Genomic DNA, 15148 nt, shown 5'->3' on the forward strand with positions numbered 1-15148 from the left:
GGCGGTTGTACCCCGTCCCCCCTCTCATTGAATGCTCTTGTGAATACGCGCCAGTGTGCAGGCCAGCTCTTCGCGTGTAACAAAATCCCGCGGCCGGAACTTCCCGTCAGCATCCCCTTCCATAATGCCGTACTCGTTACAATACTTAACATTTTCCTTTGCCCATTCGGAAATCTGGTTTTCGTCCTTATACATCGTCTCACCCCCCTCTTTCGTCTGGTACTTCCAGACGTTGATCTCTGACGGCTCCGGCAGGATAACCATACCGTGTCCGGTTTTGCTGTCGAAGCCCTCCGCCCCAATATCCACACAATGATCCCTGAAAAAGCGCATCATTGCCTCGTGGGTCAGCGGCTTCCCTGTTTTGTCGATAAAAAAGTCATTGACCAGACACGCCATACCGCAGAGCCATGGAGCCGCGAACGACGTTCCGGTCTGTTTGCCATATGTAGTCACGCCGGTTTCTTTTGCGAATTTCACAACCTGCCTGTCCGGCGCGGCAAAATCAAGATATTCCGTCGTAGAGGAAAAGTCCTCCGGAATGGCTTTGTTATTCTGGATGTAGTACGCTCCAACGGTCGTCACGGCATCGCACCGCGCCAGCTCCACATAATCCGTGGAAGAATCATTGCCAGCCGCGACAAACATGTTAAATGTCCCAAGCCCATCGATCACCGTCTGGTATTTCTGGGCAAGGTATTTGTCGCAGATCATGTCAAACGAACAGAATACAGAGGTAATACCATATTCTTCGATATATGGCAGGCAATCATCCTCCAGTCCGCAGTAGCAGTCCTTCCCTGTCCTCGCCCTGCTGATTTTGGAAAGCTGGGCTAACCGTGCCTTGGGCGCAACCTGAAAGAATGTTGCCGCTGTCTTGCTGCCATGTCCTCCCGAGAAATTACCCCAGCCGTACCCATCCCCAAACGGGATAAGGACCAGATCATCTGGATTATAGTTTTTGATGCTCCAGTTCTCTCCGGTAGCCGCCGTGACGCGCTCTCCAAAGTATCCCGCGTTATGGAACCTGTCCACACCCGTAAACTTGCGGATGTAGTTGTTTTCAGTGTGCAGATTTGTTGTTTCAGTAGCCACGTTATACCTCCCCTTTTCCTGTCCCGTACTGCTTACCCGTAATCTGTTCGTACTCTTCATCCGAGAGCTTCCCCGCCGTGTAAAGCTGGTCTATCCGGCCAATGTCCCACAGCTTGGGGTAATAATGCCGCGCCATTTCAAATACTGTCATAGCTCCACCCCCGTCATAGCCGCGATAAAGTCCACGTCCGCGCGGAGCTGTTCTTCCTGCGTCGGTTCCGACTCCGGTTCAGGAGGCCGTGCGGTCGGCGTAATATCCACCAACTCGCCGTCCTCGATCGCCAGTTCGCAGTATGGGCAGTAGGCACGCGCGCAGGGTTCAAGGCTGACAGGAACCGGAATCCATCCGTCCGGTGCTTGTCCGTAGTGGAGGGTGCGCATCTGTCTGGTTTCCGTGTTGATAATTATCATTTAATTACCTCCAAGCTATATAGCGGTAAACAGCACCACTGAGATTCATCTGTCCTGATGCAGAAACGGAATAAAACGAAACTTGCGTTTTATCGAACGATATAGTTACCGTAGCGGCAGTTGGCAATGAATACGAAACATTTACGCCGTTAAGCGCGATAAAAACAACTCCGGTAGCACTACCTGCAGATACAACTTCGATAATTAAACATTGTGGTCTAAATCCTACGTCAATCACCGTAGGGTTACCAGCGCCATAAGTACCGTCGCCTGTATACTCTCCCGTAACATACCCCTTTGCCCACGGGTCTTTGATTTCCAGCCACCCATCCAGCGGGCTATATGCCGTCACGCCCTCTGAATCGATCGTCTGTCCTGCGGTCATGCTCTCACATGCACAGTACCCGCCAAAACCGAGTTTGATGGTGTCGCCACCCTTTCCGGATTCAAGGGCTATTGCGTCTTTGGAGTTATTCAGGAACGAGCCTGCGATCTGGTCGCCGGAGATTTCAAGGATGGTGGTGGTGCCGTAGTTGGAGTTGCCTGTATCGGCATAAGCGAGTAGAATTTCATTGTCTGAAATTCGTGTTCCAGAGACATAGTTTGATGGGTTTCCAATATTAAACTTATATGGACTTCCGTGCTCGATTGATGTTCCGTTCCATGTTGCAAAAACAGCATTATAATTTGTTGAACCGTTTACTGCAACAACACCGGTCGGCAATCCAATCAATGCTGTATCAGCACCGCTTGTGCCGCTACCATAAAGGCCGGCATTACCCAGAACAGATAGGGCTTCATTAAATACATATAGGGTGGTTTGAGACAAAGCATAGATTACCCCGTTAGAGTATGTGCACTGAACATGATGCGCTGTTGAATTTATAATCGTCGCAACCTCGCCAAACGTCACCGCATTGGAGCTGTCAATCGTCACAATAACAGCCTTGCCCTTGATACCATCTCCGGCATCGGAAAAGAAGATGCATGCGCGCTTGTTTCCATTGTCGTCGTCTGGGATGCGGGTTGCGGAGAGGGAGGAGCTATAAACATTAACGTTTAATGTTCCGGCAGATATGCTCTGGTTCTTGTCCGTATCGCGTATCATTACACTCAACGACGTGGCTGATCCGGAAATTAACAAATGCGTCAGTGGAGATAACGGAACCGCAACGGCATCCGTATTAGCTGTGTCGGCTATAACAAGGAATGTGTTTTTTACAGAAAGGCTGTTACCATTTCGGGTAAGATATTGAACAGTAACCCTATTGTCGCTAAGCCGATTTAGTATTCCACATAGCGTATTCGACAGACAAAACACCTGACGGGTTTTTCTATCATTTGATTCTCCAGCAATACTCGTAATAATTCGCCCGTCACTATCTAAGAGCCAAGTTGTAGGTCCGTTATCAGAAGATCTAGTAAGCGACGCGAGTATTACGCCGTCTGGGAAAGTATCACATGCACAACTAGATGTTCCCACAGATAAAAGTACTGTTTCCACGTTTTTCTGTGCCACAACATCACGGTAGATTTCCCCGTCCTGAACATTCACCACATCCCCCGCCGCGATGCTCTGGCCATCCCGCACGATGCCGGTGCGAACGTCATTCGTTGGAAGCCCTTCGATCGGCGCAGCGCTTCCCGCGGGGACATAATCCATCTCCGGCAGCTGCTCCTCCGGCACCTTGCCGTCCGGCCCAAGCCCCGCCACACCGTCCGGCTGGCCGACCGCGCCCCAGCCGATCACGCCCGCAGGGTCCAGCTCCACCGTCACCTCGGCCGCGTTGCCAAAACTGAAAACATACGTCCAGTCCACCGAAAAGCCCGGGCTTTCCGCTGCGGCTGGGATGGGGTCGCCCGCCTCGTCCTGCACCAGCGCATACAGCACCTCGTCCTCGCTGTCCTCGGCGCGCGCGTAAAAGCCAAGCTGGCGCATGGTGTAGCCCGCCGAAAGGCCGGTGTTGACCAGTACCGCCCGCACCCGTACCTTTGCGCCCTCCAGCACCTGCGCGGGCTGCAGGGAAAGCGCCTGCCGTTCGTCCGTGACCGCGGTCTGCTCCTCCAGCGTTCCGGCGGCCAGCCCCGCGCCGCTTGCCGCGCGCGTAAATACCAGCCCCTTGCCCGTGCCGACGAGCGCCGCCTGCAGGGCGTGTCCCGCGGTCGTGATGGCCGCATTTGTCCAACTCATAGCATCACCTCGTGTTCTCCGTAATGTTTGGCCCGCGTCCCTGCGGCCGCGCTGTACGTCCGGCTCCCGCCCTGGCGCAGCAGCGCCGCGGTGATCTCATACCGCAGGTGTGCGGGGATGACCTCGCGCAGCGCGCGCCGCACACTCTCCATGTTGCCTGGCATGCCCGCCGTGGAGCGGAACAGGATCGTAACGCACGATACCCCGTCATAGGTCACCTCGGCCGCAATGCCGTTCCAGCTCCCGCAGATGGTGCGGATCAGCTCAATGTCGCACTTGCCGGACAGGCTGCGCCATTTCGCGGCCAGCGCCGCGCGCCGGTCCTCGATGGACGCGCCCTTTTCGGGCGTCAGCCCCGCCTCGCGCTCCTCAACAGGCAGCAGCCAGGTCATGCTGTCCAGAAACATCTGGTCCGCGGTCTCGGCGGCGTCCGCGCGCTGGGCGCTGTCCACGCCCGCCACCGCGCCCAGCAGGCCGGTCACCCACGGGTCGCGCCGGTACGCGGACGGCAGGCTGCGCAGCATGTCGTCATATTCAGGCATAGGTGATTGCCACCTCCCCGAGTACGGCGCACTCCCGCTCCCCTATGGCAACGTTGGCCGTGCCGCCGTTTACCGCAAGGTTTTCAAAATCCAGTACGCCCTCCGCGCTCAGGATCGCCGCCGCGATCTGGCCGTAGCTGACAAAATCCTGCTCAAACGCGATCTCGGCCAGATAGGCCGCAATCGCCGCCTTGACCGCTGCGGTCACTGCCCCGTCCCCGTCTCCGGTGTTCAGCTTGGACACCGTGCAGGAGACGGCAACGGCCTTTCCCGTCGCCGCGCTGACATAGCACCGCGCCCCGATCGGAGCCTGCCCGTAGCCCTCGCCCGTGCTGTCCGGATCGATGTAGTCCTGCACCGCCTCCACCAGCTCCTCGTCCGCGGGCTGGCCCGTGCTGTCCACCAGCACCACGTCCACCGTGTTGTCACCATGCCCCAGTGGAAACACCTTCACGCGGCCCACGCCCGCGACCTCCAGCGCCCAGCTCTGGTACTGGTAGATGTTGCCCGACGTGGGCGGTGTGCGCACCTTGAGCAGATGCCGCTCATAATAGGCCGCGTCGGCCTCCTCGTCGTAGCCGCCGGTCATGGGCGCGGGGTTGTCGCAGGCCGATATGCCCGCAATCGTCACCGGCATCTGCGTCACGCTGTGCGCGGGCAGGTTGCCCGCCGCCCCGTCCTGACGGCAGGTCACGGGTACATCGCCCTCGCCGGTGATCTGGACGGCCTGCGTGGCGTAAAACTGCACGCCGCCCCCGCTCTCAAACAGGTCGCCCTCGCTCACGGTCCCCGTGCCGGTCACATGCACCACGCCGTGCGCGAACGTCGCCTGACGGCGCTCCAGGCCGGTGCGCGGGAAGATATAGCGGTCCAGCTCGTCCCCCGTCAGGTTTTCAGGGTCGAGCCTGGCTTTCGCCGCCTCGATCTCGGCGTCCGTCCCCTCCATGCGCAGGGCGGCGGCCGCCAGCAGGTCGTAGGTGGGGAAGCCGATGGTTTTCTGGTAGCTGTCCGGCATTGCCGCCAGCAGCTCCTGCAGGATATCACTCGCCGCCGACATAGGCGCTCACCTCCACTGTTTCCTCCGTGTGCAGGCGCGCGGTGAACGCCACCTGCAGGCCGCGCCGCAGCCGCGTAAACGCGAAGCTGTCCACCGTGCGCACCGCCGGGCAGAACGCCGCCGTCTCGCGGACGTTCCGCTCGATTTCGGCCTGCACCCAGCCCTCCGGCATGCGGCGGTCGAGCAGCGTGCGGTCCACGCCCGGCTGGGTCGAGCTGTCCGTGCGGTAAACCGGTACAGCGCCCGGCGTCTGCCGCAGCATCAGCTCAAACCACTGTTTGACCGCTTCCACGCCCGTCCGCTCTTGCAGCGCCCCGTCCACCAGCTGAAACGCCCCGCTCCGGCCGTCCTCCTCCCACTGGAACGCGGGCGCGCGGCCGATACCGGCCGCCGCCTGCGCGGGGATATCGGTCGGGATCACCGGAAAAATGGTCTGCGTCATTGATGCACCTCCCTGCAAAACAAAAGCGCCCCGTCCTTGCCGTGCTTGACAAAGACGGGGCGCGCGCGTTATAATACAGATACAAAGGGACGCTGTTACAACGATCAGGCCCTTATGCAATCAAAGTTAAACCTCTGACCGCTTGGGTACCAGCCGAGCGGTCAGAACGCTTTTATGGATAAAATACGCAGCAGCACGCTTGCGCATATCAGAAGCCGAAAGGCTTTTCTCCACATTCGCCTCACCTCCCTCCGCCCGAGACGAACGGGGGAAAATGAGCCTGACCGCCATATGTAACAGCGTCCGCCTGTATTATAGCACACGCCGTCGTTCCTTGTCCATCCTCGCCGCCCCTCGGGGCGGCTTTTTCATATTTTGTCGATCACCAGCAGCGAGCCGCCGGACAGGACCGCCGCGGCCTTGTCGCCGCTGTGCCACTCCCGCGCGGCGGCGGTCGCCGTCATGGTCAGGCCGTTTTCCGCAGTAAAGAGGGCGTTCCCCTCCATCACGGAAAAGGTCGGCGGCGAAACCGCCGCGCATACCGCCTCATACCAGGCGGGCGGCGGCTGATACCGGCCGAGCCGCCGGAGCCGCTGCGCCATTTCATAATCATATGCCATGCCTGTTTACCCCCACGGCGTGCAAAAGCCGCTGATCTCGCTGTAGTACCGCGTCACATTCGCCACGCTGTCCGAATAGTTGCCCTCCACGGTCTGCACGCTCGCACGGGACGCGCTGCGCACAATGCCGATGTGCCGGTCGCCCTGTATCATCAGGTCGCCCGCCTTGGGGATGTAGCCGCTCGCCACCGTGCGGTACCGGCCCCGCGCCTGAAAGTAGGCGCTCATATCCCCGACATAGCTGTATCCGGTCGGGATGGGCGCGCCCGCCTGCGCCGCGCACCAGCAGACAAAGATCACGCACCAGGCAACGCCGTCCATACCGGCCCACTGGCCGTATTTGTTCCGGTTGCCCGCGCCCTCGCGGTAGCCGACTTCTCCCTGCGCGGCCGACACAAAGGCTGCGGCCGAGCCGTCCCCGCCGCCTACCGTCACACCGTCCGCGCCGCCCGCGCTGCCAATATCGTCCGGCAGGCCGTATACGCTCACCGTGTCCGTTGTACCCGCCGCACGCGGCTCGTCCAGCGCCTCGAGCTCCAGCTCCATCGTGTGTCCCGCGCCGCCGTAGTGGTGGGTGACGCGCGTCACCCTGTTCCGGCCGGACACGCCGAACGCGGGGCTGTTGAAATCCAGCACCACGCCGCTCGTCACCTCGTCGCAGCCCCATATCTCGCTGATGGTGCGCGTGCGCCCCACGCGGTCAAGCTGGGACAGGAGGTTCCGCACCATCTGCCGGAGCTGCGCGTCCCCTGGGTCGCTGGTCACGGTAGCCACATACTGCAAAAAGCCGTACTCCTCCACACTCGCGGCGTTCAACGCCTGCGCGCCGATGTACGCCTTGCCGTCCTGCTCGGCGGCGATCACCACCGCGTTGCGCAGCTCCGCGATGCTGTCCTCGCCCGAAACCTGCCCCAGCGCCCAGGTGATGTCAAACGCCGCAAGGTTGTCCGCGGGCTTGTGGTACGCCTTGATCGCCTCGTTCGGCAGCTCCCGCACGGTCAGCCCCTCGTCCGACACAAAATACTGGTACTGCCTGCCGGTCTCGGCCGCGCACGCATCCAGTATCTCGCTGATGATGTCCGCGGGCGTGTCGCCCGTCCAGACCTGTGTGACTTTGGCGGGCAGGCTGCACACCTCGGCCACGCCCACGCCCGCCTTGGCGCAGGCGCGCCGGATCGCCTCGTCTGCCGCTATGCCGGACGCCTGCAGGATGATCGTACTCTTATTGAGGTACCAGCCGCGGTCGTAAGCGGTCGCGCTGCCGTCCAGCCCGACGCGCTCCACCTGTCCGGCAAACACGGTCCTGTCGTGGTTGACCAGGCGCAGCTTGTCGCCCGGCGTCACGAGGTTTTTCTCCACATAGCCGTCCCACGGCGCGGTGATCACGTCAAAGGACAGCTCCACGCTGAGCGCGTTCAGCTCGTCCACGGCCTGCAGGTTGCCCGCAAAGGCGGTGATGTCGCGCGCCTGCCCGCCGCGGTAGCGGATCAGACGATGCTCGTCTGCATACTCCTGTGCCATGCCGTCCCTCCCTTACACGACAAACCGGTACTCGGTGCAGCGGATGCTGTACGCAATGTCCCCATTGCGCCGCACGCTGAGGTCGAGCGCATCGACCGTGACAGGCGTATTCAGGCGGCACGCGCCGCCGCTGTCCAGCACGATCATGCGGAACGGGATTTTACGCTCGCGCCCCCGCTGGAAGAACGCCACATAGTCCCAGCCGTTGTCGCTCGCCTCCGGCGGCATGAACGGGTAACGGCGGCCCACGGGGAAAATGCTCTCCCATGTATACTGCCGCAGCCCCAGCGTGCCGATCCGGCGGTAGTCGCGGCTCAGGCCCTCATAGGTTTCGTTGTGCTGCTCCGGCTCGGGCAGCGGAAAGTCCGGCGGCACATGCGGCAGCACCATGACCTCCTCGTTGTTGTTGAATGATAGGATAACCTTATAAATATTTACCGCCTTCTTTCAAAAATCCCTTGACTTATACACACTAAATGTGTATAATAGAATCATAAGGAGGACACCTTATGAAAAGACGGGATTTGATAAAACTACTGGAACGTAACGGCTGGTGGCTGAAACGGGACGGCGGCAACCACGACATTTACACAAACGGCACCGATAACGAGCCGGTTTCCCGACAACGCGAAATCAAAGAAGCCGTTGCAAAAGCGATCATCAGGCGGCGGGGGCTGAAATAAAGCCCCGCCGCATATGCCGGAAGCAATACTGAAAGGAGAATTTTCACATGAAAAAGGTCTATCCTGTGATCTTCACGCCTTGCGAAGAGGGCGGCTATATGGTCACCGTGCCGGACTTCCCGCTCAATACGCAGGGGGAGGACATGGCCGAAGCCATCTTCATGGCGCGCGACGCAATCGGACTGATGGGCATTACCCTGCAGGACGACGGACAGCCGCTCCCTGAACCGTCCGCATTGTCCGCAGTGGAATGCGCCCCGGGCGAGATCGCCTCGCTGGTCGATGTAGACTTCGACGCCTACCGCCGCGCGCACGATAACCGCACGGTGCGCCGCAACGTCACCTTGCCCGCCTGGCTGGACGAAAAGGCGCGCCAGTCCGATCTGAACGTCAGCGCCGTCCTGCAGGCCGCGCTCAAACGCGAGCTGCAGGTCGAATAACGCCGTATGCAAAGCGCCCCGTCCTTGCCGAACTTGACAAAGACGGGGCGCTCGCGCTATAATACAGATGCAAAGGGACGCTGTTACTGCGGTCAGCCCTTATTCCAGTTCAACACAAGTTGACCGTTCGGGGCCAGCCGAGCGGTCAACGCGCTTTTATGGACATTGCGCAAAGCAGGATTGCCGCGCAAAACAAAAGCTGAAAAGCCTTTCTCCACATTCGCATCACCTCCCCTCGCGGTAAAATGCGCGGGGAAAAGGTGGGCTAACCGCCAATATGTAACAGCGTCCGTTTTTATTATAGCATACGCTGTCGTTCTTTGTCTATCACGCCGCCCCTCTCTGGGGCGGCTTTTGCTTTATACGTTATCCCACGCACGAATAATCTTCCGCACAATCGTCTCTCCCAGCTCGTCCGCATACTGGCGGTTGCCGATCACGTTGCCCGCCACGGTGACGTTTACCGTCACCTGCGGCCCGCCCGCCATGCGCGCGGATACGTCGTGTGGGATGATCCGCGCGCCGCTCGGCAGGTTGATGATCTCGCCGCCGCGCTCGTTGACCCGCGTCAAACCGCCGCGCCAGTAGCTCGTGCCGAGCGCGTTACCGCGCGGCTGGATGCGTGTCGCGCCGTCCAGCCAATCCAGGACGGAGGAGCCGATGCCTTTCGCGCCCTTATATAGCTGCCCCAGCAGCGGCACGCTCTCGATCTTATCGTCCAGCCAGGAGAAAAACGAGCCGACCGCGTCCTTTGCGCTGTCAAACGCGCCGACGATCGCATCCTTGATGCCGCCAAACACGTCCTTGATCTTTTGCCACAGGCCGGCGGCAAACTCCTTGACCTTGTCCCAGTTTGCGATCAGCAGCGCGCCCGCGGCCACCGCCGCCGCAATACCAAGCACAACGGGATTTGCGGAGATCAGCACGCCCGCTGTTTTGACAAAGCCCAGGAGCGTCTTGCCCGCGGTCACGACGCTGGAGGTAAACTGCACGACTTTTGTAATCCCCCACGCCGCGCCGATCGTTTTCAGCACGCGGATAATGGTGTCGCCGTTGTCCTGCACCCAGGCGAACGCCTGGCCGCCCTTTTCCACCGCCCACGCGAACCGCTGGTCAAACTGTGCCGCCAGCCCGTCCATGTCCAGTCCCGCGACCCAGTCCGAAAACTGCGTCGCCTTGTCGTTCAGCCATTCCAGCGCCGAGCCTGCGCGGATGCTGCCGTCCGCCTGCGCGCCGAGCATTTCCCACAGCTTGTTTTTGGCCGTCGCGGAGGCGTCGCCCAGCTTTGCGGTTATCTCGCTCAGCGTCGCCTGATTGCGCCGCGCGTCCACGACCTGCTTGTTGTTCTGGTAGAACGCGGTCGCCGCGCCCTCATAGGTGCGCGCCAGCGTGTCCATAATCAGCTTGTTGCGCCCCGCTTCCGAGCCGCAAGCGGAGAGACGCTCGTTAAAATCGTCCTCCAGGATGCCCGCCCAGTTGAGCGCGTCGGCCAGCGTGCCGGTCACCTGCCCGACCTTGGCGGTCTCGTTGGCCGCCTCGATCAGCCCCTCGATCGGCAGGCTGTCGCCAAAGGTGCCGGAAACGCCCGCTGCGATCCGCGTCCAGGTGCCGACGTCCCGCTCGTTCTGCGCGAGCTTGGCGAGCAGCTGGCTCGCCTCGGCGGCGGTGTCCGTGTCGCCCAGGATCGCGTAAAAATTGCGGTAGCTTTTGCGCGCCGCGTCGGCCGAGAAGCCCGCCGCGTCAAAGGCGGTGTTCAGCTTGCCCTGCGCCACGCGGTATTCCTCGGTCGCGCCGTCCAGCGCCACAAAGGCGGCGGCAAGGCCGCCCACCGCCGCGCCCGCCGCAAGCGCGGACTTTTTCGCAAACTCCTGCATCGCGGAAACTGCCTTGTTCTTAAACGCAATCACTTTCCGCGTGGACTGGATCATGCTGTTATCAATCTTATCGCTGCTCTTTTTCGCGTTCTGCGCGGCCTTGAGCAGCCCGCCGGACATGTTGTCGCGCAGGTTGAGGACGGTGTTGATGACCTTATTTTTCGCCATGCGCGCCCTCCTTTTTCTCCTCCGCGGGGAATGCCGTTGCGATGCCCCATGCGGTCACCAGCCGCGTTTCCTCGTAATAGCGCGCCCGTCCGACCCGCAGCACCGCCCGATCGGCCAGGCTCATGCGCCGGACCTCCTCGGGCGTGATGCCGCGCGGCGCGTAAAACGCCGCAAGGTCAAGCAGCGGGTCGCGCTCGATCAGTTTTTTGCGGCGGCCTCCAGCTGCTCGGCGCGGCTTTGTTTCTCGCCGCTGTCCGGCAGCAGGCCGATCCACCGCGCCAGCGCCGCGCCCAGTTTGTCGATCTCCCTGATATCCATCAGGCGGCGCACCGTGTCGTAAGGGTCGGTCACGCCGAGCGCCTCGTGCAGCGCTGGGTCCTGCAGATCGCGGCAGCAGTCATAAATCAGGGAAACGCTCACCGCAACCGAATCACGCGCGCCGCTGGCCTCGTTGATCGCCTCGACATAGTCCAGCTGGTCGGCCTGCGCGGGCTTGTGGAACAGCATGTCCACGCCGCCTACCGAAAACGCCTTGACCTCCAGCCGGTCCTTTTCTTTCTGCTCGGCCCGCGCCGCGAGCTGCTCCAGCAGTTTCTTGTCCATATGTCCTCCTTACAATGTCTCCAAAACTTCAAAGTTGCCGAACTTAAACGGCACTTCCTGCTCGGTCTTGGCCTTTTTCTCAAACTTGGCGAGCATAAACTCGTCCACCGTGATATCGCTGTACGCCACGCGCTCGACCTTGTTCGTGCCTTTCTGTGTTTGCGCCGTGATAACCGTGATCTCCGGCATGATGCCCGTGCGGAACGCCTCGGCCATCTGCACCAGCACGTCGCTGTCGATCTTGAGCCACACGAGCGTCCCCTCGCCCGAGTAGCCGTTATAGATGCGGTAGGTCGCGGGGTCGCCGCATACGTTTATGTCCTCAAAATCGCCGGTGACCTTTGCCTCCACGCTCTGCAGGGTGGTCAGCTTTTTGCCGTTCCACCAGGCCGTGCCGCCGCTTCCGTGCATCACACGGTTAGGGTTAAAATCAGGCATGTCTTACACCTCCTCAAAACAGGCTGATCGGGAAAATCAGGTCGGTCATGCTGCCGAGGATTTTCACGTCGCCCGCCAGATACACCGTGCGCTTGAACGGAGTTGCCTTGACGGTATCGTCGTCCCAGTCCGCGGCCTCGGCCTTGCCGCTCGCCACCCACACGGCGCGCTGCGCTTCCACGTCGATGCTGGCGGCGTTGGCGTGGTCGGGGTCGAGGATATTCTCGGCCGCGAGCTGCCGGAAATACGAGCTGTTGAGCGCCGCGATGAACAGCATCTGGTTGTCCCGCGTGTTGCGGTAGCTGCCGAGGTAGGTACTGCGGAACGTGGACGTAATATCGTCCCGCATCAGGTCCATCGCCTCAACGGTCTCGATGAACTGCATGTCCTCGGTTTTGGTCTTGCCGTCCAGCGTCGTCAGGCTGTTGATGCCCTGGCCGATGCGCACCGCGCCCTCCTCGTCGTTAAACAGGATAAACTTGCCCGCGCCGACCGCCGTGTCGTTGTCCGCAACCTCCTCCACCGCCGCAAGGTTGGAGCAGTGGTAGCCCGTGCAGCCGCGCTCGACGTTGCACACGGCCATGATCGCCAGCAGGCTCGGCAGGTATGCCTCGCCGTCCTGCTCGCCGCGCGCGTCCGCAAAGGTGACGCTCTCGTTTACAAAATGCACCACGTGCATATCGTCCGGCAGGGGCGTCACGTTGTGTACAATGCACTTGTAGCTCCGGCTCCTGGCGGCCTGCGTCTTGACCCAGCTCGCCAGCGCCGCGCCGTCCTCGGCAGACTGGCCCGCGACCGCAAGCCATCCCATCTTGACCGTGCGGCCGATCTCGGCCAGCGTGTCCGCCAGCGTGCCGGTGGTGTCCAAACGGAACACATGGCTCTGGTACGGCGCGAACGCCAGCATGTCGCCGATCGCCGCGTAGTTGTCCGCCGTGTACAGCGCCTCGTCCGCCTGCAGCGCAGACAGGTCTGCGTACTGTTTATGGGTAAAGGTCTTGTTGGTATCGTCTCGGACGATCAGCACCGCCACACCGCGCGCGCTGCGCGCGATCAGGCTCGTTGCCTGCTGCCGGAACGTGACCTCGATTTTCGGCATGGTAATTGCCATATCAGGTTGTCAGCTCCTCCCCGTTGTAAATAAGTTCCTCCATCGGCTCGCCCTCCTCTGCGGCGGTCTCGACCCACGAAACGCTGAACTGGCACGCCAGCACGTCCTGCGAGGTATCGCAGCTCGCGTCCTCGTCCAGCGGCAGCCAGATGCCGCCCGCCTCAAAGCCCCCGTCCAGCGCGGCGAGCAGTTTGTCCGCCACCGCGTCGCACTCGTCGCGCGGGTGGTCCGTGTCTTTGGGATAATACCAGATGTCCACGTCCACCTCGCGCTCGCGCGCCCCGCCGCAGGCCGCGCCGCCGCCCACCGGCAGCACGTCGATGCGGAACGAGGGACGAGGCACCGGCTTGCGGGCATCCGTTTTCACAACCGGCGCGCGCGGCGCAATCTCCCGCACCAGCGCGGTCAGCGCCGCGCGAATGTCCTTGATCTTCATATCTTGCGGATCATCTCGTCGATCATCTCCTCAGCGTCTTTTTCGTAGCCTGGCGTGAACGCCTCAAACGCTTTCTCAAAAACGCTCTTGCCGTCCTGGGCGGCTCCTCTGCTGCCGTCGCGCGCCTTGGGCGTCCAGCCGTCCTCTATCAGATGCGCGATAGGGTCGCCCGAATATACGCGGATGCGCAGCGCGCCGTTTTTAGTGTGCAGCTTGCCGCGCTTGATGGATTTATGGTACTGCCCCGCCTCGCGGACATACCGCGGACGCTCCACCCGCACCTTGGGTACCTCTGCGCGCGCCCGTTGCGCGGTTTTGCGCCGCAGCCTGGTCCCCTGATCGCGCAGGAATTTCTTCTGCGCTTTACCTGCCTCCTTGGAGGACTGGATCAGCCGGTCCGTAAATTCGTCCAGCTCGGACAGGTCGATGCCATCACGCGCCATCCGCCTGCACCTCGCCCTGCACCATGCGGCAGAAGATCTCCAGCCAGCCGCGCCGGTTGTAGATGGGATACCAGTACAGCACGTCCAGCCGCAGGCCGCGCACGACGAAATACATCCCGCGGCAAATCTCCGGCAGCGACGCCTCGCGGATGGTCACCTTGTGGGTGATCTCCGCGCGCTCGGCCTCGCCCGGCAATTCAGCTGTGCGGCCGCTTGTGGGCGTCACATTCGCCCAGATCGTGCGCAGCGGCTGATACACATAATCGGTCTCGTTGTTCTCGTCGGTCACGGGTTCTTCCCGATACACGGCCGCCCGCTCCCGCATCTCACCCGCCTGTACCGCCATCGTCCGCACCTCCGTAATTGCACCGGAATTTGAGCTGATTGAACATCTGCCGCACCACGGGCGGCACGGTCTCCAGCGCCTGCTGGGGCGTGTCCGCGCCGCGCGCGTCGTACATCTGCAAGGTCATGGCCTGCACGATCAGGTCGTGCTGGGCGGGATTTGCCTCCCGCCGCACGCCCGCGCCGCTCAGATAGGCGTCGTTCGCCTGCATCAGACCGGCGATCAGCTCGTCGTCCTCGTCATAGTCCACTTTCATGTATTTTTTGCAGGCGGCGAGGCGCTCGTCCGCCTCAGCCGCCCGTCCCGCGGCGGTCATACCTGCAGGACGGTCACTCCGCCGTCGTCCGGCACATAGAGCGTGTCGGACACCAGCATGACCGCCGCCACCGTCGCAGTGGTGTCGTCCAGATTGGTGAGCTTCACCGCCAGATAGCGCCAGTCCGGCGTCACCCTGCCGCGCACCGCGAACAGGCGGCCGGTCTCGCCGCCGCTGTCCGCCGTGTGGGACAGCTCCCTGATGGGCTCCGCGCCGCTGCCGCCCGAATCGTTCGAGCCGAGCAGCTCGAGCTTCACGCCCTTGCTGGCCGCCATCGCGCCCACCGCCACGAGAAAGGTGTAATCATAGCGGTTGTTCATGTCCGCCCAGGCGGACGTTACGCTGCCGTCGCCCGCGAGCGACGCGGGCGCGGACAGCATGGATTCCGTTATTCTCTGGTTGTTCAGCATA

At 61.5% G+C, this 15148-nt stretch carries 23 protein-coding genes; 2 read left to right on the forward strand and 21 right to left on the reverse strand.

Annotated features, from left to right (window positions below):
* Window positions 1-24 precede the first annotated feature (24 nt).
* From RX717_RS14845 to RX717_RS14890, 10 genes are all read right to left on the reverse strand, one after another.
* On the reverse strand, window positions 25-1095 hold the full coding sequence (locus tag RX717_RS14845) for an S-layer homology domain-containing protein (protein WP_316960416.1): 1071 nt from the start codon (window positions 1093-1095) through the stop codon (window positions 25-27).
* Between the two features lies 1 nt (window position 1096).
* Window positions 1097-1246, reverse strand: a complete 150-nt coding sequence (locus RX717_RS14850) for an XkdX family protein (protein ID WP_152959545.1) — start codon at window positions 1244-1246, stop codon at window positions 1097-1099.
* Window positions 1243-1506 carry a hypothetical protein gene (locus tag RX717_RS14855; protein ID WP_316960417.1) on the reverse strand — a complete coding sequence of 88 codons (264 nt, stop codon included), beginning with the start codon at window positions 1504-1506 and terminating at the stop codon, window positions 1243-1245. Before RX717_RS14855 ends, RX717_RS14850 begins: the two co-directional genes overlap by 4 nt.
* Before the next feature lie 4 nt (window positions 1507-1510).
* Window positions 1511-3697, reverse strand: coding sequence for a hypothetical protein (locus RX717_RS14860; protein ID WP_316960418.1), 2187 nt, complete (start codon window positions 3695-3697; stop codon window positions 1511-1513).
* Window positions 3694-4239 (reverse strand): putative phage tail protein, encoded by a 546-nt coding sequence (locus RX717_RS14865; protein WP_107631473.1) that lies wholly within the window; start codon window positions 4237-4239, stop codon window positions 3694-3696. Before RX717_RS14865 ends, RX717_RS14860 begins: the two co-directional genes overlap by 4 nt.
* The gene (locus RX717_RS14870; RefSeq protein ID WP_316960419.1) at window positions 4232-5296 is read right to left on the reverse strand and encodes a baseplate J/gp47 family protein; all 1065 of its coding nucleotides are present in this window, start codon (window positions 5294-5296) and stop codon (window positions 4232-4234) included. Before RX717_RS14870 ends, RX717_RS14865 begins: the two co-directional genes overlap by 8 nt.
* Window positions 5280-5738 carry a DUF2634 domain-containing protein gene (locus RX717_RS14875; protein ID WP_316960420.1) on the reverse strand — a complete coding sequence of 153 codons (459 nt, stop codon included), beginning with the start codon at window positions 5736-5738 and terminating at the stop codon, window positions 5280-5282. Before RX717_RS14875 ends, RX717_RS14870 begins: the two co-directional genes overlap by 17 nt.
* 368 nt (window positions 5739-6106) lie before the next feature.
* On the reverse strand, window positions 6107-6358 hold the full coding sequence (locus RX717_RS14880) for a hypothetical protein (RefSeq protein WP_316960421.1): 252 nt from the start codon (window positions 6356-6358) through the stop codon (window positions 6107-6109).
* 6 nt (window positions 6359-6364) lie between these two features.
* Window positions 6365-7879 carry a CHAP domain-containing protein gene (locus RX717_RS14885; RefSeq protein ID WP_316960422.1) on the reverse strand — a complete coding sequence of 505 codons (1515 nt, stop codon included), beginning with the start codon at window positions 7877-7879 and terminating at the stop codon, window positions 6365-6367.
* Window positions 7880-7891: 12 nt separating this feature from the next.
* Window positions 7892-8269 carry a hypothetical protein gene (locus RX717_RS14890; RefSeq protein ID WP_147573935.1) on the reverse strand — a complete coding sequence of 126 codons (378 nt, stop codon included), beginning with the start codon at window positions 8267-8269 and terminating at the stop codon, window positions 7892-7894.
* A gap of 119 nt (window positions 8270-8388) precedes the next feature.
* Here RX717_RS14890 and RX717_RS14895 point away from each other — a divergent pair, with 119 nt between their 5' ends.
* Window positions 8389-8562 carry a type II toxin-antitoxin system HicA family toxin gene (locus RX717_RS14895; RefSeq protein ID WP_107631467.1) on the forward strand — a complete coding sequence of 58 codons (174 nt, stop codon included), beginning with the start codon at window positions 8389-8391 and terminating at the stop codon, window positions 8560-8562.
* Between the two features lie 47 nt (window positions 8563-8609).
* On the forward strand, window positions 8610-9002 hold the full coding sequence (locus RX717_RS14900; RefSeq protein ID WP_107631466.1) for a type II toxin-antitoxin system HicB family antitoxin: 393 nt from the start codon (window positions 8610-8612) through the stop codon (window positions 9000-9002).
* Window positions 9003-9094: 92 nt separating this feature from the next.
* Here RX717_RS14900 and RX717_RS14905 read toward each other — a convergent pair whose 3' ends face one another.
* The 11 genes from RX717_RS14905 to RX717_RS14955 all read right to left on the reverse strand — a co-directional run bounded on the left by RX717_RS14905 (window position 9095) and on the right by RX717_RS14955 (window position 15147).
* A complete protein-coding gene (locus RX717_RS14905; protein WP_316960423.1) occupies window positions 9095-9220 on the reverse strand; it encodes a hypothetical protein in 126 nt (41 codons plus the stop codon).
* A 141-nt stretch (window positions 9221-9361) separates the two neighbouring features.
* Window positions 9362-11044, reverse strand: coding sequence for a hypothetical protein (locus tag RX717_RS14910; protein WP_316960424.1), 1683 nt, complete (start codon window positions 11042-11044; stop codon window positions 9362-9364).
* Window positions 11031-11318 carry a hypothetical protein gene (locus RX717_RS14915; protein ID WP_316960425.1) on the reverse strand — a complete coding sequence of 96 codons (288 nt, stop codon included), beginning with the start codon at window positions 11316-11318 and terminating at the stop codon, window positions 11031-11033. The genes RX717_RS14910 and RX717_RS14915 overlap by 14 nt, the downstream gene beginning before the upstream one ends.
* Window positions 11243-11647, reverse strand: coding sequence for a hypothetical protein (locus tag RX717_RS14920; protein ID WP_316960426.1), 405 nt, complete (start codon window positions 11645-11647; stop codon window positions 11243-11245). Before RX717_RS14920 ends, RX717_RS14915 begins: the two co-directional genes overlap by 76 nt.
* Before the next feature lie 9 nt (window positions 11648-11656).
* The gene (locus RX717_RS14925) at window positions 11657-12085 is read right to left on the reverse strand and encodes a phage tail tube protein (protein WP_316960427.1); all 429 of its coding nucleotides are present in this window, start codon (window positions 12083-12085) and stop codon (window positions 11657-11659) included.
* A 13-nt stretch (window positions 12086-12098) separates the two neighbouring features.
* Window positions 12099-13196 carry a phage tail sheath C-terminal domain-containing protein gene (locus RX717_RS14930; RefSeq protein ID WP_316960428.1) on the reverse strand — a complete coding sequence of 366 codons (1098 nt, stop codon included), beginning with the start codon at window positions 13194-13196 and terminating at the stop codon, window positions 12099-12101.
* Window position 13197: 1 nt separating this feature from the next.
* Window positions 13198-13632 (reverse strand): phage tail terminator family protein, encoded by a 435-nt coding sequence (locus tag RX717_RS14935; protein WP_316960429.1) that lies wholly within the window; start codon window positions 13630-13632, stop codon window positions 13198-13200.
* Window positions 13629-14075 carry an HK97 gp10 family phage protein gene (locus tag RX717_RS14940; RefSeq protein WP_316960430.1) on the reverse strand — a complete coding sequence of 149 codons (447 nt, stop codon included), beginning with the start codon at window positions 14073-14075 and terminating at the stop codon, window positions 13629-13631. The genes RX717_RS14935 and RX717_RS14940 overlap by 4 nt, the downstream gene beginning before the upstream one ends.
* The gene (locus RX717_RS14945) at window positions 14065-14421 is read right to left on the reverse strand and encodes a head-tail adaptor protein (protein WP_316960431.1); all 357 of its coding nucleotides are present in this window, start codon (window positions 14419-14421) and stop codon (window positions 14065-14067) included. Before RX717_RS14945 ends, RX717_RS14940 begins: the two co-directional genes overlap by 11 nt.
* Window positions 14402-14737 carry a head-tail connector protein gene (locus RX717_RS14950; RefSeq protein ID WP_316960432.1) on the reverse strand — a complete coding sequence of 112 codons (336 nt, stop codon included), beginning with the start codon at window positions 14735-14737 and terminating at the stop codon, window positions 14402-14404. Before RX717_RS14950 ends, RX717_RS14945 begins: the two co-directional genes overlap by 20 nt.
* The gene (locus RX717_RS14955) at window positions 14734-15147 is read right to left on the reverse strand and encodes a hypothetical protein (RefSeq protein ID WP_316960433.1); all 414 of its coding nucleotides are present in this window, start codon (window positions 15145-15147) and stop codon (window positions 14734-14736) included. Before RX717_RS14955 ends, RX717_RS14950 begins: the two co-directional genes overlap by 4 nt.
* Window position 15148: the final 1 nt, after the last annotated feature.

The sequence above is a fragment of the Intestinibacillus sp. NTUH-41-i26 genome, from assembly GCF_032769475.1.
GTDB classification, from domain to species: domain Bacteria; phylum Bacillota; class Clostridia; order Oscillospirales; family Butyricicoccaceae; genus Agathobaculum; species Agathobaculum ammoniilyticum.